The organism is Photorhabdus noenieputensis (assembly GCF_018448935.1).
Lineage (GTDB): Bacteria > Pseudomonadota > Gammaproteobacteria > Enterobacterales > Enterobacteriaceae > Photorhabdus > Photorhabdus noenieputensis.
The window spans coordinates 136,120-159,625 of sequence record NZ_RCWC01000001.1; the positions used below are offsets into that span (position 1 = coordinate 136,120).

Consider the following 23,506-nt stretch of genomic DNA (forward strand, 5'->3'; position numbering starts at 1 on the left):
ATGGATAACATTGCGAGATAAAACGATGATCAAACAAAGGACACTTAAACGTATTGTTCAGTCGACTGGCGTCGGTTTGCATACCGGTAAAAAAGTCACGCTAACAATGCGCCCAGCACCGGCTAACACCGGGGTCATCTATCGCCGCACTGACTTGAATCCACCGGTTGATTTTCCGGCAGATGCAAAATCCGTGCGTGATACTATGCTCTGTACTTGCCTGGTAAATGAGCATGACGTGCGAATCTCAACGGTTGAGCACCTGAATGCAGCGCTTGCAGGGTTAGGTATCGATAATATTATTATCGAAGTTGATGCGCCTGAAATTCCTATTATGGATGGTAGCGCTAGCCCGTTTGTTTTCCTGCTGCTGGATGCGGGCATTGAAGAGCTGAACGTAGCTAAAAAATTCCTGCGGATTAAGGAAACTGTGCGTGTGGAAGAGGGTGATAAGTGGGCAGAGATGGCACCTTATAATGGTTTCAGTCTGGATTTCACTATTGATTTCAATCACCCTGCAATTGATTCAAGCACTCAACGTTACTGTCTGGATTTCTCGGCAGCAGCGTTTGTTCGTCAAATCAGTCGTGCACGTACATTTGGCTTTATGCGTGATATTGAGTACTTACAATCTAAAGGTTTATGTTTAGGCGGCAGCTTTGATTGTGCGATTGTTGTTGATGACTATCGTGTACTTAATGAAGATGGTTTGCGTTTTGAAGACGAATTTGTTCGCCATAAAATGCTGGATGCAATTGGTGATCTGTTTATGTGTGGCTATAACATCATCGGCGCATTTACTGCGTTCAAATCTGGTCATGCGTTGAATAATAAACTATTGCAGGCAATTCTGGCGCAAGAAAGTGCATGGGAACTGATCACTTTCGAAGATGAAGCTGAAATGCCATTGGCTTTTCTTGCTCCATCAACTGTAATGGCATAACTCTCTAGTGTGCTGAGAATAATTCAATGATATATCAGTGGGTTATGTTATCAGTGGTTTTGTTCTCGCTGATGTTTTTTACTCAGCGTTAGCGCTCTGTTTTAGCTGTACTGGCACTCTCTCCGGCCAGTGCGGCTAATCGCTCTAATCTTTCCTTTAGCCTTTTTGGGCTACGGTTTGCCAGTATGATTAATTCTTTCGCGCTCTCCTGACTTAACTGACGTATCGGTAAAATTTTTTGATCATCACGCATTGTTTTTGCGAAGCTCTGCGCACTATTGTCACGCTTAATCATGAGTGATGGGTTAATCCTGATGTCGATGGATGACAATGATGGTAGAATTCCGCTTCTTAGTGTAGAAAGCAGCGTTGGCAGCTCGTAACGTAATCTAGTCATCCAACTGGCGTTTCCTGCTTCCAGTACCATAATTTGTTTGCGATAATTAGCGACCCGACACCACGGATGTAATTGTGCGGGAAGCAAGCTGATAACGGCACGGTTGAGTTTTAACAAAGCGACGGCACGTTGCTGGATAACATGAAGCGGGCTTTTCTCAACGGCAGCGACGTCTTCAAAAAGAACATCTAATGATTGTGGGCGGCTATCGCGCATAATAACAGTAGCTCCGGTATGATGAAGGATTAATGGGTATTCTAAATCTTTGGCGACAATTTGGCAGACGTTATTTCTGGTCACATCTGTTATTAGGGGTGGTCGCGGCAAGTATTGGTGTTCCTACTATTTTAGCAGGTGTTACTGATAATATTTCACAAGCGAATACTTCCCCTAGCCAGAGTTGGCAGAATCAAGCTTTATCCGCTTTTGATAATCTATTTTCATTGCAGAATGTTCAACATCAGCCTGCCAATGGTGTTAATTATTGGCAACAACACGCTGTACGCAATGTGATCAGGCAGCTTTCTTTTGTTTTTTCTGTTTCCCAACCTATGAACGATGAAACAGCAAAACAAAATACCCGGCTAAGTTCCTCCAGTATTCAGCAGCTTGTACTAGAAACCTTGAGTACACTATTAACTCAGGAGCCTAAGCCACCGGAACCCATTTCAGATATATCGCTCCTGAATGTTTCATCACAACCTTCTTATACTCCGACGTTTTGGATTGCTAAAGCCCAAGGTATTCGTGCAGGTCCTGCTGCCTACCTCTGAATCTTCTTTTTTTTACAAATTCCGAAATAAACAACTATTTGCTGGCTGCGAGATAACGGCCTTATCTGAGATGTAATTAACTATGCTGATTAAATTATTAACAAAGGTTTTTGGTAGTCGTAATGACCGTACACTGCGTCGTATGCGTAAAGTTGTTGATGTGATCAACCGCATGGAACCAGAGTTTGAAAAATTGTCTGATGACGAATTGAAGGGTAAAACAGCCGAATTTCGTGCCCGTTTAGCAAAGGGGGAGTCGCTGGAAAATTTGTTGCCTGAAGCATTTGCAACAGTACGTGAAGCAAGTAAGCGCGTGTTTGCTATGCGCCATTTCGACGTTCAGTTACTGGGTGGGATGGTTCTGAATGAACGTTGTATTGCTGAGATGCGTACTGGTGAAGGTAAAACACTAACAGCGACTTTGCCTGCTTATTTGAATGCATTAACAGGGCGTGGTGTTCACGTAGTCACAGTGAATGATTATTTGGCACAGCGCGACGCTGAAAATAACCGCCCACTGTTTGAATTTTTGGGATTGAGTGTTGGTATTAACCTGCCGGGTATGCCGGCACCTGTTAAACGCCAGGCATATGCTGCGGATATTACCTATGGTACTAACAACGAATATGGTTTTGACTATCTTCGTGACAACATGGCATTTAGCCCGGAAGAGCGTGTTCAGCGCAAACTACATTATGCGCTAGTGGATGAAGTTGACTCCATTCTGATTGACGAAGCGCGAACGCCATTGATTATTTCTGGTCCAGCTGAGGATAGTTCTGAACTTTATATCAAAGTCAATAAGTTGATCCCTAAATTGATTCGTCAGGAAAAAGACGATTCAGAGACTTTCCAGGGAGAAGGGCACTTTTCTGTTGATGAAAAATCCCGTCAGGTTAACTTGACGGAACGCGGTTTGGTTTTGATTGAACAATTATTGTCGGAAGCCAAATTGATGGAAGAAGGTGAATCCCTATATTCACCAACTAATATCATGTTAATGCACCATGTTACGGCTGCGTTGCGTGCTCATGCGCTGTTTACCCGTGATGTTGACTATATAGTGAAAGATGGTGAAGTCATCATTGTTGATGAACATACTGGCCGTACTATGCAGGGGCGTCGCTGGTCTGATGGGTTGCATCAGGCTGTTGAAGCCAAAGAAGGCGTAGAAATTCAGAATGAGAACCAAACCCTGGCTTCTATCACTTTTCAAAACTACTTCCGGTTGTATGAAAAACTGGCGGGTATGACCGGTACAGCAGACACAGAGGCATTTGAGTTTAGCTCTATTTATAAGCTCGATACCATTGTGGTGCCGACAAACCGCCCAATGATCCGTAATGATTTGCCGGATCTGGTTTATATGACCGAAGCTGAAAAAATTGAAGCTATCATTGAAGATATCCGTGAACGTACCGGTAAAGGGCAGCCCGTATTGGTGGGGACTATTTCTATTGAAAAATCTGAACTGGTTTCCCATGAACTGACTAAAGCGGGTATTGAGCACAACGTACTTAACGCCAAATTCCATGCAATGGAAGCGGATATTATCGCTCAGGCAGGTCAAATGAGCGCGGTAACCATTGCGACTAACATGGCTGGTCGTGGTACGGATATTGTGCTAGGTGGTAGTTGGCAGGCAGAAATTGCTAAACTGACCGAGCCAACAGAAGCTCAGATTGAAGAGATTAAATCTGCATGGCAGGAACGGCATGATATGGTTCTAGCCGCAGGCGGTTTGCATATTATCGGTACGGAACGTCATGAATCTCGTCGTATTGATAATCAGTTACGTGGGCGTTCCGGTCGTCAAGGGGATGCGGGATCGTCCCGTTTCTATTTATCAATGGAAGACTCACTGATGCGTATTTTTGCCTCTGACCGTGTCACTGGCATGATGCGTAAATTGGGTATGAAACCAGGTGAGGCGATTGAACATCCGTGGGTGACTAAAGCCATTGCTAATGCTCAACGTAAAGTAGAGAGCCGTAACTTCGATATACGTAAGCAATTGCTAGAGTACGATGATGTTGCTAACGATCAGCGCCGCGCTATTTATGCCCAGCGTAACGATTTGCTGGATGTGAGTGATGTTAGTGAAACCATTGGTAGCATTCGTGAAGATGTATTTAAAGCAACCATTGATGCTTATATTCCCCCTCAATCTCTGGAAGAAATGTGGGATGTGGAAGGTTTGCAGCAACGCTTAGTAACTGATTTCGATTTAGAGCTGCCGATCAAAGAGTGGTTGGACAAAGAGCCTGAACTACATGAAGAGACGTTGCGTGAGCGTATCCTTGAACAGGCTGTTGAAGTCTATAAACGTAAAGAAGAGATTGTTGGCATTGAAATGATGCGTAACTTCGAAAAAGGTATCATGTTGCAGACTCTGGATATGCTGTGGAAAGAGCATCTGGCAGCAATGGACTACCTACGTCAGGGTATCCATCTACGTGGTTATGCTCAGAAAGATCCAAAACAGGAATATAAACGTGAATCTTTTGCTATGTTTGCAAGCATGCTGGAATCACTGAAATATGAAGTGATTAGTACATTGAGCAAAGTTCAAGTGAGATTGCCGGAAGAAGTAGAGGCATTGGAACAACAGCGCCGGGCGGAAGCTGAACGCTTGGCAAGGCAACAGCAATTAAGCCACGAAGTTGAAAAAGGCGCATTGATGTCTACAACAGAAGCTCAGATTGCCAGTGGCGCTCGTAAAGTAGGCCGTAATGATCCTTGTCCTTGTGGTTCGGGTAAAAAATATAAACATTGCCACGGGCGCTTGCAGTAATGATAAAAAGGCGGGAAACCGCCTTTTTACTGTTAGTTTCAAGTAAATTTAGTTTCAAGTAAATTTAGTTTTAAGTGAATAATGTTGGATATAGTATTTGGTTGTTGAACAGTCAGAAATAATAGATGAAGAAGTAAGAGTAATATGGAAAAGAAACATTTGCATATAGCCGCTGGGATTATTAGAAATACACAACATGAAGTTTTTATTACTCAGCGTCATGCTGATGCCCATATGGGTGGTTTCTGGGAATTCCCTGGCGGGAAAGTTGAGAAAGAGGAAACGCCTGAACAGGCTTTAGTACGTGAATTACAGGAAGAAATTGGTATTACTGTTACTCATTATGAGCTGGTAAAAACGGTTGAACATGATTTTTCTGACAGGTTAATTACCCTGTATTTCTTCTTGGTCGATGGATGGGAAAATGAACCTTTCGGTAAAGAAGGGCAACTTTCTCGGTGGGTATTACAGAAAGATTTAATTGCTGATGAATTCCCGCCAGCTAATCGCAGTATTGTTGCATTACTTACCGCTTGAGTTGTCAATAGCCGCATTATAATAACGCGGCTATTTATTATTGCTCTGGTTGTTCACTCCAATCGTCGCTATCAGAGTTTTCACTTTGGCTTGGTATCCGTTTCTCTTCATTTGCCCACCCGCCTAAGTCAATTAATTGACAGCGTTTACTGCAAAATGGGCGATATGGGCTTATTTCCCCCCAAACTACGGTTTTACCACATGTTGGACATTCAATCGTTAATAACTCAGACATAATAACTTTCCTAATAATTAGTTCGTAATATTAGCAACGTGCTAATTCAAACGGTAAATGGGCAGGCACGGAGCCTTTTTCACTATCCAATGGTAAAAAACGGATAGCAAACCGGGTCTTATGACCGGAAATTTGAGGAAACAGTAAAGGTTTTAATGGTAAACGTAATCTCAGTAAATCTGCGCCTTCTGCCGTATTCTGATGAAAACCGTTTTTACTGATTTCTGAACGAAAAATAGCAGACTGGCGGATGAGTTCTAAAATACTTTCCAGAGCTTGTTGAAGAGGTAGCAAACTATCAATCCAGTATGCGACCATCTTATCCCTTTCTGATTGCGGTAAATGAAGCCATAGATGTAGGGTGGGTAGATCAAAACCGCAACAACCACTTGGAATACTGAGACGCTGGCGTACCATGCTAATAATTTTATCTTCTTTTAGGGATTGTCCCAGCCGTGGTGCTTTACTTAATGCGGTAGCTCGCTCTTTCAGTTTTAATCTGAAGCTATTGACGATATTAATATCAACATCGGGTATTTCAGCCCATTGTTTTAATTTTGCCTGTTGGCGTTCCAATTCTTTTAGTAATTCTGAACGTACCTCCCCTCGTTCTAGCACTTCAAGTAACTCAGTAACTGTGCGGAAAAAGGCGAGGCTGCTTGCCAGTGAGTCTAAATGGCGTTGACTGGTGAGTTGTTGCAGAGAAGATTCAATTCTCAACCATGCCCGCATTTTTTCATTCAGTGGGTGTTCAAAAATGACTGTAGAAATTGTGTCACTCATCATGATTATCCTGCCTGGCTGATCTAGCTAACCTTAAATATTGTTGATGTAGTTCGGCAACACGAGGAACAATTGCCTGTACATTATCATGATTTGAGATAATGTCATCGGCATAAGCCAGCCTCTCGCTACGAGATACCTGGGCAGCCAAAATATTTTCAACCTGTTGGTTGTTAATACCATCACGAGTGGCTACCCGGCTGATTTGTAATTCAGGTGAAACGTCAACGACTAGAATTCGATCTGCCAGATGCCCCAAATTATTTTCGACTAATAATGGGACAACCCAAATAACATAAGGTGCAGTTATCTGTTTCAATTGCCGTTGGGTTTCTTGATGTATTAGAGGGTGAAGCAGTTGATTAACCCACTGTTTTTCTTGTTTGTTTGTGAATATTTTCTGGCGTAACAGTGCTCGGTTAAGGCTGCCATCGGGTATCAATATGTCATGACCAAAGTGTTCGGTGATGGCTTGTAGAGCAGGAGTTCCAGGAACAACGACTTCTCTGGCAATAATATCTGCATCAACAAGAGGAACACCAAGCTCTGCAAAAGCATTGGCGATCGTGGTTTTACCGCTGCCAATCCCACCTGTGAGTGCAATAATATAAGTCATCCTATCCCTTAATATTACTTGATACTATTTTGGGATTGTAACCGAAAGGAGGCAGATGACCTAGAGACAAAGCTATGGAATCATTTTTACTTTAGGTGAGTATCGTACCTAGCTGAAAAATGGGTAAATACATTGCGAGCAATAGTGCACCGACAATAATCGCTATTATGACTATAAGTATTGGTTCTAGTAACTGGGTCATATTATCAGAAATTTCCAATGCTTGTTGTTGGTACCAGTTAGCGAGATTTTCTAATAACAATTCTAGATTGCCAGATTCTTCGCCAACACTGACAAACTGTTGACACAGAGCAGGAAAACAAGATTGTTGTTTCAGTGTTTCGCTCATTGGTATCCCTTGATTAATTTGAGCTCGTAAAAATTTAGTCGCTTGCAGAAATACCGGATGATTTATTGATGCAATAGCACTATCTAACCCTGCGGTGAGTGTCAGTCCAGCTTTTTGTGTCATGAACAGAATATGGAAAAGTTGCCCTAATTGCTGGCAACTAATTAATTTTGCAATAACGGGTAAACGTAACATTAAGTTTTTTTCACGAGTAATCCAGATTGTATGGCGTTGACGTAATTGTAGGTAAAATAGAAGAAATATAATTATTCCAGTAACACCATAGCCACCATATTGAATTAGCCAGTTGGAAGTTATTAATAAACTACGGGTAAGTAGGGGAAGTTGTGCGTCAAATGAATGATAAATATGCTCAAATTCAGGTAGAACAAAAATAAGCATCAATAAAATAATGATGCTGGCAACAACGGTAATAATCAGAGGGTAACGCAGAGCTTTTGCTATTTTCTTCTGTAATTTATCTTGTTGCTCCTGTTGTTTAACTAATAATTGACAGCAGATTTCTAATTGTCCGGTTAGTTCGCCAACAGTAATAAGTTGACAAAATAAAGGCGGAAATAGAAATGGATAATTTTTTAATGAAGATGAAAATGGTTCTCCGCGGGTAATATTTTTACTAATATCTGATAATACACAGTGCCAGAGTGGATGAGCACATTCACGAATAAGAATATTGAGGCAATTTAGTAATGGCATTCCTGATGATAATAGTGTTGCCAATTGACGAATAAAATTCAGACGGTAAGCAACTTGTTGTTGATGATAAAATATCAATTTTTCACATTTTATATTATAAGGTTGCAATCCAGAATGAATAAGTTGCTGATATAAAGATTTTCGGTTATCACATAGTGATTTCCCTTTTGATATTTCGCCTTTATTGTTCACTGCTTGCCAATTATAAAGATAATGAATTTTCATTATTATTCCTGACCTGTGACTTGATAAATTTCTTCTAATGACGTAATGCCTTGTTCCACTAATAAAATACCGGATGAAAGTAAAGTGTCTTTTCTTTGGGACATAATGGTTTTTTGAACATTTTTAGGATTCTGTTCTGATAATATTTGTTGAATATCATAAGTTATTTCTAAAAATTCATAAATAGCCGTTCGACCATAATAACCGGAAAAACAATGTTCACAACCAACGGCCAGCCATTGCTTAATAAATAGAGAATTGTTTTCAATATTAATAACGGTTTCTTCTGTTTGTTGTTTACGGCAATGAAGACATAATTTTCTGACAAGCCGTTGGGCGATAATTAATTTGATACAAGAAGCAGCCATATAACCAGAAATACCCAGATTTTGTAGGCGCGATAATGTATCTATGGTTGAATTAGTATGCAATGTAGAAAGAACCAAATGACCTGTTTGTGCCGCTTTTACTGAAATTTCGGCTGTCTCGCTATCACGTATTTCTCCCACCATAATGACATCAGGATCTTGGCGTAATAGTGCCCGTAATACCTTGGCAAAATTGAGGTCAATTTTGCTATTAGTTTGTGTCTGATTAATGCCATTCAGCGGGATCTCTACTGGGTCCTCTACACTGCAAATATTCTTTTTATTCTGGTTCAGATATTGTAAACAGCTATATAAAGTCACTGTTTTTCCGCTACCCGTTGGACCAGTCACTAAAATCATCCCTTGTGGTAATGCGAGTTTTTGTCGCAGTTGATTTAACAACGGATCAGGAATACCTAATTGATCTAACGATAATTGCTGCATTGTACTTAATATTCTAAGCACAACTTTTTCTCCGTGTATGGTTGGCAAAGTTGCCATACGGATAGCATAGTTATGTCGGGTGTCAGACCAATCAAATTGTCCATCTTGAGGTAACCTTTTTTCAGCAATATTCAATTTCGCCATTATTTTAAGGCGTGCGGCAATGCTTGCATTCATTTGATAAGATGGAGAGGACAATAGATGTAATGCGCCATCAACCCGGATACGAATACGATAACCTTGTTGAAATGGTTCAAAATGAATATCGGATGCCCGTCGTTGAATTGCAGTTAATAAAGTTTGATTAATAAGTTGAATAACGGGCGCATCATTGTCATCTGTATTGGTATCCGCTATAAGTGGTAATAACGCGGGTTCTTCCTCTGGTACATGACTCAGTGAAATATTTTGATGCAATATTGATTCGATCCTTGCCAGTGGCCAAATTTCTACATTAACAATACATCCGGAAATAAAGCGTAATGCTGATAATAAATCATCATTGGGTAATTCGCTGCTGGCAATTGTTATCGTATTATCATCTTTTTTTATCACAACAGATTGGTGGCGTTGACAAATATCATGAATTTCTTTTTCCATTAATGTATTTTCCGTTGCTGAAAGTGAGTTCATTATTGCTTCCTGTGTAAGTGTGTATTGATATACCCGTCATCTTTCAAGTTGCCTCTTTGTTGGCTGCGCTCGCTCACCCCGGTCACATAGTTATCTATGTTCCTAGGGATTCACTTCTTTGCCGTCGCGATGCATCTTGAAATCCATAGGGTATAAGAGTTAATGAATTAAAATTCAAATATTTCCTGACAACGACTTTTTAATGAATTGTTTGTCGATTCACATTTAATATTCCATTTAATTATCCCTGTTTGTGTATTTTGTGTCGGCTTTAATGTAACACTAAGGTTTTTAAGACTCTGTTTACCGTTAATGGTAACTTCCCCATTTTTAACTGAAATGTTATCGATATATCTGCTGTTATGTTCTTTTGGAATTGACACTGCTCCTGCATTGCAACCATTGAAATCTTCAGTTTCAAAACCGCAAAGTTCTATACCTGATTTATAAGGTACAATATTTTGTAGTATATCTGTTAAAGCGGCTTTCTGGATATATCCTTGATAACTAGGAATGCCAATAGCACTTAAGATGGAAATGATAGCAATGGCAACCATGATCTCCATTAAAGTAAATCCTTGTTGTTTCATATTTTTTCTCCGTGTTGTGGTATTGAGGTATAGAGAATGACGGAAAGAGAAAAAAATAAAACAGGATATATGGAGGTTATGGAATTGACTCGAAAAAAGATTTATGAATTGCAAGGTTTGCAAAAATATTTACGGTGGTGTTCGCAAATTTTCTCGTTACTCATTGCTGATTTACACCACCATCAATATTATTATTGCTAATTACTGAAAGCGCATGGAGAGATCTAATGCTCTAATATGTTTGGTGAGTGCTCCAACAGAAATAAAGTCAATGCCGGTTTCAGCATAACTGCGCAGAGTATCTAGGGTGATATTACCAGATACTTCTAAAGCGACTTTACCTGATGTGATAGCGACGGCTTCTTTCATCATTGGAATAGTAAAATTATCTAGCATAATAATATCAACATTAGCTTTTAGTGCCAGAATGAGTTCATCCAGCGTTTCTACTTCGACTTCAACAGGGACACCGGGGTGAGAATAACGAGCTTTATCTACTGCCTGTTTAATAGAGCCATTGGCAATAATATGGTTTTCTTTGATAAGGAAAGCATCGAATAATCCAAGGCGGTGATTATTACCACCTCCGCAAAGTACGGCATATTTTAGGGCGGTGCGTAATCCTGGTAGCGTTTTGCGCGTATCAAGTAATTGGGTTTTTAAACCGGCAAGATGGTGAACATAATGACTGGTTTCTGTTGCAACGCCAGAGAGAGTTTGAATAAAGTTAAGGGCGGTGCGTTCACCGGTTAGTAATATCTGTGCTGGGCCTCGTAATATGCAGAGTTTTTGGTTGGTTGTAATCGCATCACTATCTTTGACTAACCATTCGATGGAGATTTGGTCGCCTAATTGAGTAAAAACCTCATTCAGCCATTGTTGTCCACAGAAAATGCCATCTTCCCGAGTGATAATGACGGCAGTGGCTTGTTTATCTGTGGGAATTAATTGGCCGGTAATATCAGAGGTGAAATTTGTATTTCCACCCAGATCTTCTTTTAGTGCGAGGGTTACATTGGCAGGAATGTCGTTTTGCAAGTGTTCCATAAGAACAGCACGGCGCTGATCCGTATTGCAATTTTGTTTTGTCATTAAAAAGCTCCAGCGGTGATAACAATATTAATGGTCTTAACATGCTACCCTGTTGCGCAGTGAACAACTACTATCTTGGTTTTGTTATCTAGATTTAGGATGGGAAAAAATGTGGTTGCATGATGAATTGAGTTAGAAAAATTCTTTCACACGATTTGTGCCCACAGGTGAGCAACCGTTTTATTAGTTATACCCTATGATTTCAAGATGGATCGCGACGGCAAGGGAGCGAATCCCTGGGAGCACAGAGAACTATGTGACCGGGGTGAGTGCTGCCAACAAAGAGGCAACTTGAAAGATAACGGGTATATTCATCGTATTAGTTTGTCTCCAGGAAAGCTTTGTTTGTACTGACACAATGGCTTATAGGCAGACCCGGATATAAAAGAGCATATCACTGGCTATAATGATGTTGTTCTGGGAAAAAAATTGATCTGGGACTTTATTTTCGATTGGACACATTACCAGCAATTATTGCAGGAGCAGAAAGAATGACTCTCTTTATACTGTTGTTAGTGTTGGCGTGGGAACGGGTTTTTAAAATGGGTGACCATTGGCAATTGGAGCACCGTCTTGAGCCATTGTTTACCAATTTGAAATCCTTTTCGTTATGGAAAAGCCTTTTAATGACGTTAGTCGTCATGATGATTACATGGATATTAATTGAAGTATTAAATGATTTTATGTTCGGGATTCTTGAACTGGTTTTATGGGTGTTCATTTGTTTGCTGTGCATCGGGGCAGGGCGCTTACGGCATGATTATCGTGAATATTTTCGTACTGTTCATCAGGATAACAGGGAACAACAAAGAGAATATCTTACGCGTCTCGCCATTATTCATGGTTTACCTTCTGATGTTAGCAAAGAGAGTATGTTGCGAGAGATACAAAATGCGTTGCTATGGATAAATTTTCGCTATTATCTAGCGCCGATTTTTTGGTTGATTGTAGCGGGCGATTTAGGGCCGGTCGCTTTAATGGGATATTGTTTCTTAAGGGCTTATCAGGGATGGTTGGCACAATATGGTACGCCGGTTCAGCGAGCGCAATCTGGCGTTGATGGCTTGTTGCATTGGTTGGATTGGATTCCTGTTCGTCTGGCTGGCGTGACTTATGCTTTATTAGGGCATGGTGAGCGAGCTTTACCGGCGTGGGTTGCTTCTCTGAGTGATTTAAGAACCTCACAATATAAAGTGCTCTGTCAACTTGCTCAGTTTTCACTAAGTCGCGAACCTCATCTTGATTCAATTCAAACGCCTATTGCTGCGGTGATACTGGCGAAAAAAGTGACGTTCTCTATTATCGTTGTCGTTGCCTTACTGACAATTTATGGAGCATTGGTTTGATTCGTTGGCTTAATGATTCTGATGAATTCAGGTTTCTTTCATTCCGTGTATGGCGTTGTTTGACTTAACTTTAGCTATTAGAGCCGGTTTATGCAGCGCCGACTGGCGCTGCAACAATAACAACTAAGCAGAGGGTTCGATGAAGTTAACATCCGACCATACAGAAATAACGGCGACAGCCCGGGCTAGCCCGCCAGCACCGTCAGTCTTCAATAGAACCGGTACCACAGACAGTTGCGTTGAAGCGGTATAACTGTCGTCTCCGAGCTTAACATATCTCGATTCCTCCCCTGTACCTCGGTGCCCGGTACTGAGTGATAAGGGTTTATTGGCAAAATCGAAGAACGCGAAGGCGACCTGATCTATTGACGAGGCCAGCGCATGCGGTTTGCCCGGCACGAACGGTCCATCGATCCGGTAGAGCAGGCGTGAATTTTGGAATACCTCGTCATCACCGGAACAGGTGCTGTTTATCCTGATCTGTCTGGCCGATGCCAGTGTATCTCCCGCCTGTTTACCGGCTCTTTTCACCGTTCCCCAATCCACCGATGACGGAGTAAGAACTACCGCACAGGTGGACGGCTTTTTGACCGGTGAGAGGATGACCGTGGTCCACAGGGGTTTCAGCATGCCGTTGGAACCCGATACGGCCGTTGGAGTCCAACCGATCGCGCCAACTGACAAATGACTTCCACCCGGTTTTGCATTGAAATTCCCGTCATTGTCCGGGTAAATTGCCCCGGTCACCGAGCGGACACTGATATCAACCAGACCGTTGGCATCTGGAACGCAGGGAATGTTAACGCCGGTATTCCCTTTGACCAGACTGGCTGATTGATAGGTATTGGGTGAACCATGCGTCTGGCAAGAGAGTGAAGATTGCCCGATATCAACCATAAAATCGCCCGCATTTCCTACCCGGACGCTACTCGGTGAAGACAAAGAGATCAATGAGCCGGTTCCCGATCCCACGGTGTAGGCCATCAACTGCGTCCCGGTGGGGACGCGACAAGTTGCCGACCAGTCAAGAGGGCCACTGGTGGTATAACCCACTATTTCATCCCGTGAATAATCACGCTTATCTTTGTTGTTCGGCATCATGGCATAGCCGGTGACGGTAACATTGCTCACCTTATTCACCAGTTCAGTCTCGCAGTCCTGATAATTCTCTGTTGCTTGGAGCGGCAAAGAGGTTAATAAAAAGAGCAATGATACCCCTAGACTCATGATGGTTGGAGCTTGATTCTCTACATTACCGCCCCATAAATGTTTAGTGTTTAACATCCTTCTTCTCTCCAAATTATTCATCTGTTCAAATCGCTTGTTTAACTTCTGGGAATAACATCTCTTTTGGCTATGTCCCAGATGCAAAAGCGATACAGGTGATATTTCACTGGGCATACAGATCATGGTGCCCATATGAGGGTCACGCTTATAGACATACGGCATCGGCCTGCACCAGTTTCCCGAGGGTATCGGATGACACCTGATAACGGGTGGTGCATTGTTGATCTGTCCCGTTTCCCCATTTAACTTTCACATGACCGGCGGACGGCATGCCGCTCAGATAAACCCGGCCGTTATCACCCACAATGCCGCTGCTGGCTTGGGTTGCGTTTCCTGCCAGCGTTGCGGTGGCACCAAAGGGCACGGGTTTGCCATGATGTGTCAAGGTCAGCAGCAACTGGCTGCCCAGTCGAACCTGATAATTAGCCAGCGTCACCGCCCCTTTGGTCGGGTAAACGTTGCGGCTGGTCTGATCAATATCGACCCCTTCCGGCAGGGTGGACGGGTCCAGATTGATGGTGTTTTTGTGGTAGACCGAACCGCCCGGCAGCACAGCATAGCCACGCCAGTCGGTCTGTACGTTGCCGTTGCTGACTGTCACCCCTTTCGCCCCGGGTGCGCGAACTAATACCGCAGTATCCCCCAACGAACGTGACAGCGTTATCCCGTAAGGATGGATCAAAAGGGCACCGGACGTGCCATAGGTAACATGCTGGCTGTTTGCGCTGTCGTTGTAACCCAGATTAACGCTCCCCTGACTGCCCTGATAACCTAGCGACAGGGACCGGCTGTTTTGCTGGCCGCTGTGCCCCCAGCCTTGTTGGAGGTTATAACTCAGGCGGTTATCCCATAACATGCCACTGATGCCGGTCTGCTGAGAGAGGTTACCCTGTGAGTCGCGCGAGGCGGTATAGCGGGTGTAAACGCCCCGTAATGCCGACGATGATCCAAAGAGACTCAGCGGAACCTGCATATTGAATGATACCTGACGGTTTTCCGGCCAGTGGCCCTCGCCCTTTATACGAGAAATGTTGTAACTCAGGTTATAGCTGATCCCCATCAGCATCGCGTTGTAACCCAGACTCAGGTTGTTGTCGGTACGGCCATTCCAATAATCATTACGCGTCCCGGAGGCATAAAGACTGCCCCAGCGTCCCAGTGTCTGACGCAGGTTCACCTGCCAGGTGTTCTGACGCCGCTCAAGCGCCCACGGCACCTGATATTCATTCAGGCTGTAGCCCATGCTGTTAGCATCACTGAAACTGTAGTAATGCTGGGTGGAGTAGCGGTAGGCGGCCAGATCAATGCCGGTGCCGGTACTGATCAAGTTTTTGGAATATTTCACGCGATAAGACTGGCCGAATTGCCCGCTCTCTTCCTGATCCTTGTTCCCCTGCAACTGTGCGCGGGCCAGCGTCACATCCGCAGACAGTGCGCCGAATGCCCCCAGCGAAACCCCCGAACCTAATACACCCGACTGGTAGTTGCCAGCGACCAATCCCCCGCCGTACAAGGTGATACTGTTGGGTAAACCATAGACCAGCGTACCCATCGCAAATACCGGGGAACGGTTGCCATTGGTCAGGCTGCCGCCGTGATATTGACCGGTCGTTAATTCATATTTAATGCCCCCGGGACGTTGCATCACCGGCAGGGACGAAGAGGCTATTGTAGAAACACGGGTACGGCCATTTTCCTCTTTGATGGTCACCGTCAGATCGCCCGCACTCCCGGTGGTATAGAGGTCGGTGAAACGAAACGGCCCCGGAGCCACCGTGGTTTGATACACGATATTGCCATTCTGGGATACCGTCACTTGCGCATTCGAGTTCGCCACACCGGTTATCTCCGGGGCAAAACCGCGCTGACTGTCGGGTAACATCGCCTCCTCAGAAGCCAGTTTCATACCACGAAATGGGATACTGTCAAAAATATCGCCACCGGTATAGGTTTCACCCGCCGTGAACTCACTGCGCAGTGAGGGGATATCACGTTGCAGATAGGTATTACTCACCTGCCATTGGGTCTGTGCTGGCGTGGAAAAACCGGAGATGCCCTCGTTGCGCTGACGATTGTAACTGTAAGTTTGTGTACTGCGCAGACGCCACGGCCCCAGATTCAACCCGTTACGAAAAGAAGCAAACAGATTACGGGAATGTGATCCTCCCCAATTTCCCTGACCGTCATAACGCCCTTCCGAACCATTGACGGTGTAATTCATCAAAAAGGCCGGGATGCCGTTATCCCACAGTGACGGATCAACCATCCCGGAATAGTGGGGTTGCATGGCGACCTGCGGGACACTGAGATCCAGACGCAAACGGGCGAAATCCAGTGTTGCGCGGGCGTGCGGGATCTGTTTTGTCAGATCGGTGATGAGGCTGTCGTCCGCTTTACCCTTAAAAGCGGGTAATCCGTGGGTATTGACTCCATACCCTTCCAGTTGTGCGACGGTTAATACCGGCTGGAGATGGCCGTTAACCAGCCTGAATTCGATCTCGCGGTTGTCCACCTTATTCTGGTTCATGTAGATATCGACCAGATAGCGCCCGGGTGCGACATAGCCCGCGTTTTCATACGCCGAGAGATCGACATGACTGCGTTCACCATCCGCGCCCATCAGGAATGCGGGATTAAAGTATTCCCGCGCCGAGGCGGGCAAGGTCGTTGCCGTCAGTGAACACAGCAGACATAGGTATACCGGCCGGGGCCGGAAACTGCCCGGTTGACCGGACGCACGTTGGTTACCCGTCCGCAGTGCAGACGGAAATAAAGTGTTTATTGCCATAGCTCATCTCTGCTTCTAATTAAGCTTATGCTGTTAATCTTGAGGTCACTTTGCCGGTACACCGTCCGCCGATGTGGCGGGTTTATAACGGGACGTGGCGATCCTGACTGTCGCCGGGAAAACGCCAGATTAGTGGCCCTTGTACCCCGGCGGTAAACGAATAGGTTTGTATGCTTTTCGGGGGCACCATCGTTTGGCGTGTGTGGTCATCCGCATGCTGTGTGCCCATTTTCAGGACCGAAAAGGTCAGAAAATAGGGCGTGGGATTTTCCACTCGCAACTGCGTCCCCTGAAGGGAAAATTTCACCTGTTTTGCCACCGTGGCGTTATCCCGGGCGGGGACGCCTTTAGGGCGATAAAACAGCCGAATATTCATCTGTAAAGCGACCTGCACTTGTGAGTTTTTGCCAGTTTGGCGCTCAGGTGCGCTCGTGTCCGGTACAGCGACGCCGGGGATAGCCCGTAACGAGACCACAAAGGCCGATTCCCGATCAGGCGGTAACTGCCCGCCAAGCTGGCGAATACGAAACGAGAATTTCCCGCCAGCCTCAATCCGCTTTAACGGTGGCAGGACAACAAAAGGGGGAACTTGCCCGGTTTTGGTGTCAAAGCGACCGGTATCGGGGTCCATCGGGCTGACAAATCCCTGCACCAGATAGCCCTGCGCCGTGTGATTGGTCATACTGAGGATCACACCACTCGGGCTGTCTTTGGCCACATAAGACAACTGCATCGGGGAGAACGATAACCCCTGATTCTCCGCCGCCTGCGCCTTTAACAGGCCGCCCAGCAGCAGGGCGAGACAAAAAAGGTAAATCATTGATCCACCGTGTGCTCGTTTGTTCCCGTTACTGACTCTCTTCACTTTCTACCTCTGGATAAAACAAGGGCGAATTTAACCCGCCACTTTGGCGGTAAACAGGTTTGAAGCCCCGCCGTAATCATTAATCATCGACCAGCTCACCGAGTTTTTGCCCACTTGTCCGACATAGGTCACACAATCCTGCGGCGCTATCATGGAGGGATAGCGGTTCAGATCGAGTGCCTGTCCGTCCAGTGTGAGGCTGTCCAGCGACAGGAAATACGGCGTGGGATTGCACGCCTTAATGCCATCGGGTTGCGACTGAAATCGCAACTGTCCATACGCCTCTTCCGGCAACATTGGCAGGCCATGCGGTCGCCAGAAAAACTTGATCCGCATTCCCACGCTCATCGACGCCTGATCCCGAGTGTGCTCACCTGCCATCTGATGGGCGGAGGGGATAGCATTCATCTGGACATACCCGAGCGATTCCCGATCCACTGGAAAAGGGGACAGATTAAACGTCGGCAAAATACGCAGGCTGTTCTGACTATTGGCCTCTAGCCTGAACAGCGGCGGCGTCACCACAAACGCCGGGGCGGTTTTCTCCTGATTTTCAGTGATCCTCACCTGAACCAGCCACGCCTGAGGCGTGGTGTTAACCACTGTCAGCGTCTGTGCCCGCAGCCCTTGGGTAAAAATCACCCGGGTTTTATTCAGGCTGATACCGGCTGCCTGACAGGGTTCTGTGTCGGCCATGCCTAACCCCAGCCAGAATAGTAGTGGCACCAGCCTGTACCGCGTTGTGCGTGCTCGACCTGTTTCCACAACGCCTCCTGTTACCTGAGCGATACTCAGTGATAATCAAATTGAAATTGTATGTGCGCAGTCAGTTCACCGGGGGTGGGGACAGACGTGCCGGATTCACGCCGCATATCCATCTGGAAGGTGATTTGACCGTCTTTAACGGCGCTACCCGGTGACGCTAAATCCACATAATCGCCATTTTTCAGGTAGCTTCCCAGCTTGCCTCCCGGTGATTGATAGCGCAGGCCAAAACCCACGTTTCCCGCCGTAGTGGAGGCTTCATCCCGAAATAACGTCGGGTGGTTTTCCGGCGTGGGGCCGGCTATTTTAATCGCCGGGGTCCGGCCTGCTCTGGCTGAGTTCGCACAGCCTGACAACGCTAGCGTAACAGGCTTGTTGTCCGCTGCTGCGATATGTTCCGTACTGCGCTGCACTTCGTTAAGCGGTATGGATGAAAACTCGACATGGGATGTCTGTACATTGAGTTCGCAGGTTGGTTGTTCCAGCGTCAGTGCCAGCATCAGTTCTGCCGTGTTTGAACTGGCTCCCCCGGGCAGGGAGACGGTACAGAGCAAACCGGCCAGTGTTGTCCGTCTGATAAGAGTCCACGGTTTGCACATTACGGTATCTCCCCTTTATAGGATGATGATCCTCCGAGGTCATTAATCACCGTCCAGCTCACTTTGGCCGGGTAATGTACCCCCTTGAGCGGGAAAGACAGCGCTGAGAACGGGGAAACCATGTTCTCTTTCTGTTGTTTCGTCATCAGCTCCTGTCCGCCCACTTTCAGGGAGGTGAAGGTGATGTAATAGGGTGACGGGTTGGTGACCGTTATCCCCTCGGCTGTTGGTTTGAAGCGTAGTGAACCAAATCCTTGCTCCGGCGCAACCGACAGTCCGTGTGGGCGATACATCAATTTAATTGTGTTAGCCATAGCAATCTGTATGCCCCCGGTGACTTGCTGACGGGAGGGATTGTCGATTTCAGGGCTTAACGGGATGGCTTGCGCGGTAAACCAGAACAGGGATTCCCGGTCGGCGGGCAGTGCTTGTCCGGTTTTGATGATGCGTACTTGATTCTGAGTGTCTGGCTCTAGGCGAAACAGGGGAGGAGTCACTACAAATGGAGCGGCCTTCTTTCGCTCAGGATCGGCACTGACCGCCACCTGCATCAAGTAGGCAGCTTTCTTACTGCTATTGCGCACTGAGGTTGACGCTGCGTGGCTGTCAGTCTGGTAGATAATGCGAGTAGTATCAATACTTACCCCGCCAGCCATAGCATCGGTGACCGTGCAGCCCAGCAGACCGGTCACTATCATCGCTGTCATCAATTTTTTCATTGATCCACCTGAAAGTGTCTGTTTTGGTATTACGTAAACAAGAATTGGACTTCCCTGTCCAATTCCACTGCTATTCTGTTCCTTGCGCCTGACGGCGTTGATTAGCTATAAATTTGATTATCGAGTAACTAGTTGAAAAGTCAGTGGTACACTGACACTCTCCCCAGTTTTGACTTTCGAAATGTCCTTAGCAACCAGCCCCACGGTAAAATCTTTTTTCGCACCAACAAAAGGATCACCTAGGTCAGCCAGTTGAACTTTTGCGTCTGTTTCCAGAAGGCCGGGGGTACCCTTCACTTCCAAGCCCACTGCTATGCTACCGGCAGCGGCACCACCCTTACCAAAGTATTTTTTCCCATCTGCGGTATTTGTCCCCATAATTTTCAAATCAACGTTTCGTTTCATGTTACCTGCTAGATCGACCTCGGCTGCACAGCCTGTTAGTGAAACAGTGAAATTCTGAGGACTGACTAAGGCGTTGTTGGCAACAAAATTAGCCGATGAAACAGAGCCCAGTTTGATACCGGGTTTGTCGATGTCGAGTGCACAAGTCGGTGCTCCTATAGAACCTGACACGACTACCGACGCACTATCACCGATATCAGCAGCATGTGCCATTCCCATCCCCATACTCAGGAGCACTGCGGCTAATACGCTGGTCTTCAAAATTTGCTTTTTCATTTCATCTATTCCTTATCTACATCTATTTACATACATTTTGCCTAAAACAACACCATGACAGATTAAACAGCCGGGCCGCTGAGGCGGTGCGTTTACTGGTCATTTAGAGTTATTTTGTTTGGTTATTAACTTGATGAAATATATGAATATAAATATTCACTTAATGAGATCACTTGTGACTTATGCCATTTGGTTTCAGGATTTCTGCCTTTGGTATGAGAAAATGAATATTGAATTGCTTAAAAAGCGAGCTTTAAACGGGCTGTAATATCCGTAATGAAAGAAATAATTTCCATTTGAAATCAAAAAATTAAGTAATTTTTTACAAAAAAATACAAAAAATCTCTTTTAAGTGATGAAATTTTCCGTATACTGCCCCGGCGGTTGAAGATAACCGAACAAAATAACTCTAAATATTCGGTTTTTTGTCCCATATCAGAAACTGGTGTCATTCAAAGCCACACCACCACTTTTAGTAACGTTTTTCCTCACTCTTACACCTTTTCACCCTTGCGCAGAAACACGAATCTCCAGAATCGCAAAAGCATTACATTAATTATTTTTATCAATTTCGATATTGAAGGAATTGATTGAGGACTGATATCAGGTTCGTTTTGAGCCATCATCTTCAATTCACTCTGTATTGAAATTGACCGGCATTGTGCGGACATATTGAGTTGAGTTTTGAAAGGTGCCCTGAGTAAGTTGTTCTGTGTTTGTCATACAATCTTCACAACAAACTATCGTGGTAAACCATGCGACGGCGGGATGATAGAACAATGGCCAGTGGCTGTTTATCGCCGTAGCGGATAAATTGCTTGGGGGAATAATCGTTTTTTTCTTTTTCTATCAATAAATTAATGATAGCGTTCAATGATTATCACTCTGATTTATCTATCACCTTGAAGCATAATCTGTCTATTTAGTGATAAAAAATTATTGTAATACGATAATTTTTGAAGTACTTTAACGAAAGTTTAGTTAAACATGTATATGGAATGACACAAAATGTGTGGTGAACAGGAGTTTGTAACTAATCCCAGAATCAAGCTACTCAGCTTTCTGGCTATTATTATTGCTTCCATTATGATAATTGGTGATTTGGGGTTCCATATTATTTCTTGGTCGTTAGAGTATGATGCCACTCGCCAGGCCGTTCTTCAGGCATATAGCGATCTTATGCCTGCATTGACTGCAAAAGGATTTAAGCAATCTTTATTAAGTCAGGTGCTTTATATTTCGTTGGATACGATACCTTTAATCATATCGACCGCTTCTTATATATTAATAGGAATTTTATTTTTCCGGCTTGCGAAAGGTGAAATATGGAGTGACCGTAATATTTCCGCTTCATTTATTATTGGTTTCCTGATGATTCTAGAGCAACTCCTCTACCCTGTGATTAATATGTTACAAGGAATGGCATTATCTGTAGATTTGGTAAAAGGACAACGGGTGTTTAGTTTCTCATTTGGTGTTAATTCAGAGTCTTTGTTTATTATTATGTTTGGTGTATTCCTCCTGATATTTAGCTTAATTATGCGTGAATCTAAGAAAATAAGCGATGAGCAGCGTTATTTTATCTGAGAACCATCATGAGTATTATAATAAGATTGGATGTAATCTTAGCGAAAAGGAAAGTGAAGTCTAAAGAGTTGGCTGCAATTATTGGTATTACTGAGCAAAATTTATCATTGCTGAAAAATGGCAAAATAAAAGGTATCCGCATCGAGACGCTGGAAAAAATTTGTAAACATTTACAGTGTCAGCCGGGAGATATATTGGAATATGTGGAAGATGGAGAAGATAACCGCTAATACAATAAATGAAGTCATTGTGTATCTTTTGGTATCTTATAAGATGGAACTTTATATTCATTAGCCAGTATTAACTACATGAAAATATTAATTATTTCATGTTTTTTATCTAGCCTGTTGCTCTTCGGTGTTAATGGAACGCCAATAAAGCAGGTTTCTCCTGGCGGTAAGAATATATATTTCTCTCTGGGAGAATATTGTTCTAATATTCCTTGGAATGCCAGAAAGATAAAATGCATATTTAGATATTATTTACTCGATCATAAGAAATGATCTCTCTTTTTATATGGTTTTTCATTTAAGTTAAATTTTTATAAAAAAATAGCAATTCAAGGATGTTAACAATGAATAAATTTTTTATTGCTTTATTCTCAATATTTGTGATTACAGGATGTTCTTCTATGCCGCGGCTTACTGATGGCTATATTTCAACCTGTGGTTATTTTGAGTGTAATGTCAAGGATATAGTTTCAGGCAGTGAAGTTAAAGTAGATAATATACCGTCTATTCCTGATATTTACCGGGATATCTCAAGCCAAGACAGACAAATTATACAATCTGGTGGAAGGCCATCTTTTGAAGATAAGAGTTACCGTATTAGGGGGACTTTTAAATTCTAATTTAATTTCTTTGGTTATTTCTTTATTTTTAATTAAGGTATTGTTATATGAATTTTATAAGAAAAATAGCTGTTATCCCTTTATTTACCTTATTTACTGGATTGGCGGGTTGTACATCGTGGGAAAAACCGGGAGCAACTAAGTATGAAAGAGACAGGGATTACGCTGAATGTAAAGCATTGGGGTATTCTCAATTACCATCAGACTGGACCAGCGAAGTCGTTCATTCTTTCGAGACAAAACATCTTTCCTGTAAAGATAAAGACGATGATGATAAATCCTGTCATCATGACGTTATTTTGCCAAAAACTGAGGTTAAGCGTTGGGATAAAAATGAATCGTCAAGGCGTTGGATAATTTCATCCTGTATGTACAAAAAAGGGTGGAATGAAGTGACGCGCTATTGGTTTTAATGTAGTCCATTTTTTCCATCAGCAGGAGTTGCGTGTAACTGTTGCTGGTGGTTCCTCACATATTTGTCATTATTCCTTTCTAATTGCCAGTTTTCGTCCTTCGGTTTTAT

24 protein-coding genes are annotated in these 23,506 nt (G+C 44.0%); 9 read left to right on the plus strand and 15 right to left on the minus strand.

Annotation, left to right across the window (positions count from 1 at the left end; all coding sequences use genetic code 11):
- Nucleotides 1–25: 25 nt before the first annotated feature.
- Nucleotides 26–943: a UDP-3-O-acyl-N-acetylglucosamine deacetylase gene (gene lpxC / locus EAE91_RS00655; RefSeq protein WP_214086817.1), complete on the plus strand. Its 918-nt coding sequence runs from the start codon at nucleotides 26–28 to the stop codon at nucleotides 941–943.
- Nucleotides 944–1,031: 88 nt separating this feature from the next.
- Here lpxC and EAE91_RS00660 read toward each other — a convergent pair whose 3' ends face one another.
- Complete coding sequence (locus EAE91_RS00660; protein WP_214086818.1) at nucleotides 1,032–1,556, minus strand: DUF721 domain-containing protein; 525 nt, start codon at nucleotides 1,554–1,556, stop codon at nucleotides 1,032–1,034.
- Between the two features lie 32 nt (nucleotides 1,557–1,588).
- On the opposite strand from EAE91_RS00660, the gene secM reads away from it, so the two are divergent.
- From secM to mutT, 3 genes are all read left to right on the plus strand, one after another.
- On the plus strand, nucleotides 1,589–2,113 hold the full coding sequence (gene secM / locus EAE91_RS00665; protein WP_214086819.1) for a secA translation cis-regulator SecM: 525 nt from the start codon (nucleotides 1,589–1,591) through the stop codon (nucleotides 2,111–2,113).
- A gap of 82 nt (nucleotides 2,114–2,195) precedes the next feature.
- Complete coding sequence (gene secA, locus EAE91_RS00670) at nucleotides 2,196–4,907, plus strand: preprotein translocase subunit SecA (protein ID WP_214086820.1); 2,712 nt, start codon at nucleotides 2,196–2,198, stop codon at nucleotides 4,905–4,907.
- A gap of 144 nt (nucleotides 4,908–5,051) precedes the next feature.
- A complete protein-coding gene (gene mutT / locus EAE91_RS00675) occupies nucleotides 5,052–5,444 on the plus strand; it encodes an 8-oxo-dGTP diphosphatase MutT (protein ID WP_214086821.1) in 393 nt (130 codons plus the stop codon).
- A 37-nt stretch (nucleotides 5,445–5,481) separates the two neighbouring features.
- Here the strand turns inward: mutT and yacG are convergent, their stop codons facing one another.
- The 7 genes from yacG to nadC all read right to left on the minus strand — a co-directional run bounded on the left by yacG (nucleotide 5,482) and on the right by nadC (nucleotide 11,496).
- Nucleotides 5,482–5,679 carry a DNA gyrase inhibitor YacG gene (gene yacG / locus EAE91_RS00680; protein WP_036777504.1) on the minus strand — a complete coding sequence of 66 codons (198 nt, stop codon included), beginning with the start codon at nucleotides 5,677–5,679 and terminating at the stop codon, nucleotides 5,482–5,484.
- 30 nt (nucleotides 5,680–5,709) lie between these two features.
- Nucleotides 5,710–6,462: a cell division protein ZapD gene (gene zapD / locus EAE91_RS00685; RefSeq protein WP_214086822.1), complete on the minus strand. Its 753-nt coding sequence runs from the start codon at nucleotides 6,460–6,462 to the stop codon at nucleotides 5,710–5,712.
- Nucleotides 6,455–7,078, minus strand: a complete 624-nt coding sequence (coaE, locus tag EAE91_RS00690; RefSeq protein WP_214086823.1) for a dephospho-CoA kinase — start codon at nucleotides 7,076–7,078, stop codon at nucleotides 6,455–6,457. Before coaE ends, zapD begins: the two co-directional genes overlap by 8 nt.
- 91 nt (nucleotides 7,079–7,169) lie before the next feature.
- Nucleotides 7,170–8,369 (minus strand): protein transport protein HofC, encoded by a 1,200-nt coding sequence (gene hofC, locus EAE91_RS00695; RefSeq protein WP_214086824.1) that lies wholly within the window; start codon nucleotides 8,367–8,369, stop codon nucleotides 7,170–7,172.
- Between the two features lie 2 nt (nucleotides 8,370–8,371).
- Nucleotides 8,372–9,814 (minus strand): type II secretion system protein GspE, encoded by a 1,443-nt coding sequence (gspE, locus tag EAE91_RS00700; protein WP_214086825.1) that lies wholly within the window; start codon nucleotides 9,812–9,814, stop codon nucleotides 8,372–8,374.
- 167 nt (nucleotides 9,815–9,981) lie between these two features.
- Nucleotides 9,982–10,404 carry a prepilin peptidase-dependent pilin gene (ppdD, locus tag EAE91_RS00705; RefSeq protein WP_011147801.1) on the minus strand — a complete coding sequence of 141 codons (423 nt, stop codon included), beginning with the start codon at nucleotides 10,402–10,404 and terminating at the stop codon, nucleotides 9,982–9,984.
- A gap of 201 nt (nucleotides 10,405–10,605) precedes the next feature.
- Nucleotides 10,606–11,496, minus strand: coding sequence for a carboxylating nicotinate-nucleotide diphosphorylase (nadC, locus tag EAE91_RS00710; protein ID WP_214086826.1), 891 nt, complete (start codon nucleotides 11,494–11,496; stop codon nucleotides 10,606–10,608).
- Nucleotides 11,497–11,987: 491 nt separating this feature from the next.
- Between nadC and ampE the strand changes: the two genes are divergently transcribed.
- Nucleotides 11,988–12,842: a beta-lactamase regulator AmpE gene (ampE, locus tag EAE91_RS00715; protein ID WP_214086827.1), complete on the plus strand. Its 855-nt coding sequence runs from the start codon at nucleotides 11,988–11,990 to the stop codon at nucleotides 12,840–12,842.
- Between the two features lie 123 nt (nucleotides 12,843–12,965).
- Here the strand turns inward: ampE and EAE91_RS00720 are convergent, their stop codons facing one another.
- From EAE91_RS00720 to EAE91_RS00750, 7 genes are all read right to left on the minus strand, one after another.
- Nucleotides 12,966–13,973: a DUF1120 domain-containing protein gene (locus EAE91_RS00720; protein ID WP_339918256.1), complete on the minus strand. Its 1,008-nt coding sequence runs from the start codon at nucleotides 13,971–13,973 to the stop codon at nucleotides 12,966–12,968.
- Between the two features lie 301 nt (nucleotides 13,974–14,274).
- A complete protein-coding gene (locus EAE91_RS00725; RefSeq protein ID WP_214086828.1) occupies nucleotides 14,275–16,917 on the minus strand; it encodes a fimbria/pilus outer membrane usher protein in 2,643 nt (880 codons plus the stop codon).
- Between the two features lie 82 nt (nucleotides 16,918–16,999).
- Nucleotides 17,000–17,737 (minus strand): fimbrial biogenesis chaperone, encoded by a 738-nt coding sequence (locus tag EAE91_RS00730; RefSeq protein WP_339918259.1) that lies wholly within the window; start codon nucleotides 17,735–17,737, stop codon nucleotides 17,000–17,002.
- Between the two features lie 75 nt (nucleotides 17,738–17,812).
- Nucleotides 17,813–18,478 (minus strand): fimbrial biogenesis chaperone, encoded by a 666-nt coding sequence (locus EAE91_RS00735; RefSeq protein WP_244868581.1) that lies wholly within the window; start codon nucleotides 18,476–18,478, stop codon nucleotides 17,813–17,815.
- 95 nt (nucleotides 18,479–18,573) lie between these two features.
- Nucleotides 18,574–19,146 (minus strand): fimbrial protein, encoded by a 573-nt coding sequence (locus tag EAE91_RS00740; RefSeq protein ID WP_214086831.1) that lies wholly within the window; start codon nucleotides 19,144–19,146, stop codon nucleotides 18,574–18,576.
- Nucleotides 19,146–19,865: a fimbrial biogenesis chaperone gene (locus EAE91_RS00745; protein WP_214086832.1), complete on the minus strand. Its 720-nt coding sequence runs from the start codon at nucleotides 19,863–19,865 to the stop codon at nucleotides 19,146–19,148. The genes EAE91_RS00740 and EAE91_RS00745 overlap by 1 nt, the downstream gene beginning before the upstream one ends.
- 117 nt (nucleotides 19,866–19,982) lie before the next feature.
- Entirely contained in the window at nucleotides 19,983–20,546 is a 564-nt protein-coding gene (locus EAE91_RS00750) for a fimbrial protein (protein ID WP_214086833.1), read from the minus strand.
- A gap of 1,008 nt (nucleotides 20,547–21,554) precedes the next feature.
- Here EAE91_RS00750 and EAE91_RS00755 point away from each other — a divergent pair.
- From EAE91_RS00755 to EAE91_RS00770, 4 genes are all read left to right on the plus strand, one after another.
- A complete protein-coding gene (locus EAE91_RS00755; RefSeq protein ID WP_214086834.1) occupies nucleotides 21,555–22,133 on the plus strand; it encodes a hypothetical protein in 579 nt (192 codons plus the stop codon).
- An 8-nt stretch (nucleotides 22,134–22,141) separates the two neighbouring features.
- A complete protein-coding gene (locus EAE91_RS00760; protein WP_011147794.1) occupies nucleotides 22,142–22,363 on the plus strand; it encodes a helix-turn-helix domain-containing protein in 222 nt (73 codons plus the stop codon).
- Nucleotides 22,364–22,707: 344 nt separating this feature from the next.
- Nucleotides 22,708–22,983 (plus strand): hypothetical protein, encoded by a 276-nt coding sequence (locus EAE91_RS00765; protein ID WP_214086835.1) that lies wholly within the window; start codon nucleotides 22,708–22,710, stop codon nucleotides 22,981–22,983.
- Between the two features lie 47 nt (nucleotides 22,984–23,030).
- The gene (locus EAE91_RS00770) at nucleotides 23,031–23,396 is read left to right on the plus strand and encodes a hypothetical protein (protein WP_214086836.1); all 366 of its coding nucleotides are present in this window, start codon (nucleotides 23,031–23,033) and stop codon (nucleotides 23,394–23,396) included.
- The last annotated feature ends 110 nt before the right edge of the window (nucleotides 23,397–23,506 follow it).

Excerpts from the sequence above, each read along its gene's own strand:
- lpxC (WP_214086817.1), top strand. The coding sequence starts at position 26 with ATGATCAAACAAAGGACACTTAAACGTATTGTTCAGTCGACTGGCGTC.
- EAE91_RS00660 (WP_214086818.1), bottom strand. The coding sequence starts at position 1,556 with ATGCGCGATAGCCGCCCACAATCATTAGATGTTCTTTTTGAAGACGTC.
- secM (WP_214086819.1), top strand. The coding sequence starts at position 1,589 with ATGGGTATTCTAAATCTTTGGCGACAATTTGGCAGACGTTATTTCTGG.
- secA (WP_214086820.1), top strand. The coding sequence starts at position 2,196 with ATGCTGATTAAATTATTAACAAAGGTTTTTGGTAGTCGTAATGACCGT.
- mutT (WP_214086821.1), top strand. The coding sequence starts at position 5,052 with ATGGAAAAGAAACATTTGCATATAGCCGCTGGGATTATTAGAAATACA.
- yacG (WP_036777504.1), bottom strand. The coding sequence starts at position 5,679 with ATGTCTGAGTTATTAACGATTGAATGTCCAACATGTGGTAAAACCGTA.
- zapD (WP_214086822.1), bottom strand. The coding sequence starts at position 6,462 with ATGAGTGACACAATTTCTACAGTCATTTTTGAACACCCACTGAATGAA.
- coaE (WP_214086823.1), bottom strand. The coding sequence starts at position 7,078 with ATGACTTATATTATTGCACTCACAGGTGGGATTGGCAGCGGTAAAACC.
- hofC (WP_214086824.1), bottom strand. The coding sequence starts at position 8,369 with ATGAAAATTCATTATCTTTATAATTGGCAAGCAGTGAACAATAAAGGC.
- gspE (WP_214086825.1), bottom strand. The coding sequence starts at position 9,814 with ATGAACTCACTTTCAGCAACGGAAAATACATTAATGGAAAAAGAAATT.
- ppdD (WP_011147801.1), bottom strand. The coding sequence starts at position 10,404 with ATGAAACAACAAGGATTTACTTTAATGGAGATCATGGTTGCCATTGCT.
- nadC (WP_214086826.1), bottom strand. The coding sequence starts at position 11,496 with ATGACAAAACAAAATTGCAATACGGATCAGCGCCGTGCTGTTCTTATG.
- ampE (WP_214086827.1), top strand. The coding sequence starts at position 11,988 with ATGACTCTCTTTATACTGTTGTTAGTGTTGGCGTGGGAACGGGTTTTT.
- EAE91_RS00725 (WP_214086828.1), bottom strand. The coding sequence starts at position 16,917 with ATGGCAATAAACACTTTATTTCCGTCTGCACTGCGGACGGGTAACCAA.
- EAE91_RS00730 (WP_339918259.1), bottom strand. The coding sequence starts at position 17,737 with ATGATTTACCTTTTTTGTCTCGCCCTGCTGCTGGGCGGCCTGTTAAAG.
- EAE91_RS00735 (WP_244868581.1), bottom strand. The coding sequence starts at position 18,478 with ATGGCCGACACAGAACCCTGTCAGGCAGCCGGTATCAGCCTGAATAAA.
- EAE91_RS00740 (WP_214086831.1), bottom strand. The coding sequence starts at position 19,146 with ATGTGCAAACCGTGGACTCTTATCAGACGGACAACACTGGCCGGTTTG.
- EAE91_RS00745 (WP_214086832.1), bottom strand. The coding sequence starts at position 19,865 with ATGAAAAAATTGATGACAGCGATGATAGTGACCGGTCTGCTGGGCTGC.
- EAE91_RS00750 (WP_214086833.1), bottom strand. The coding sequence starts at position 20,546 with ATGAAAAAGCAAATTTTGAAGACCAGCGTATTAGCCGCAGTGCTCCTG.
- EAE91_RS00755 (WP_214086834.1), top strand. The coding sequence starts at position 21,555 with ATGTGTGGTGAACAGGAGTTTGTAACTAATCCCAGAATCAAGCTACTC.
- EAE91_RS00760 (WP_011147794.1), top strand. The coding sequence starts at position 22,142 with ATGAGTATTATAATAAGATTGGATGTAATCTTAGCGAAAAGGAAAGTG.
- EAE91_RS00765 (WP_214086835.1), top strand. The coding sequence starts at position 22,708 with ATGAATAAATTTTTTATTGCTTTATTCTCAATATTTGTGATTACAGGA.
- EAE91_RS00770 (WP_214086836.1), top strand. The coding sequence starts at position 23,031 with ATGAATTTTATAAGAAAAATAGCTGTTATCCCTTTATTTACCTTATTT.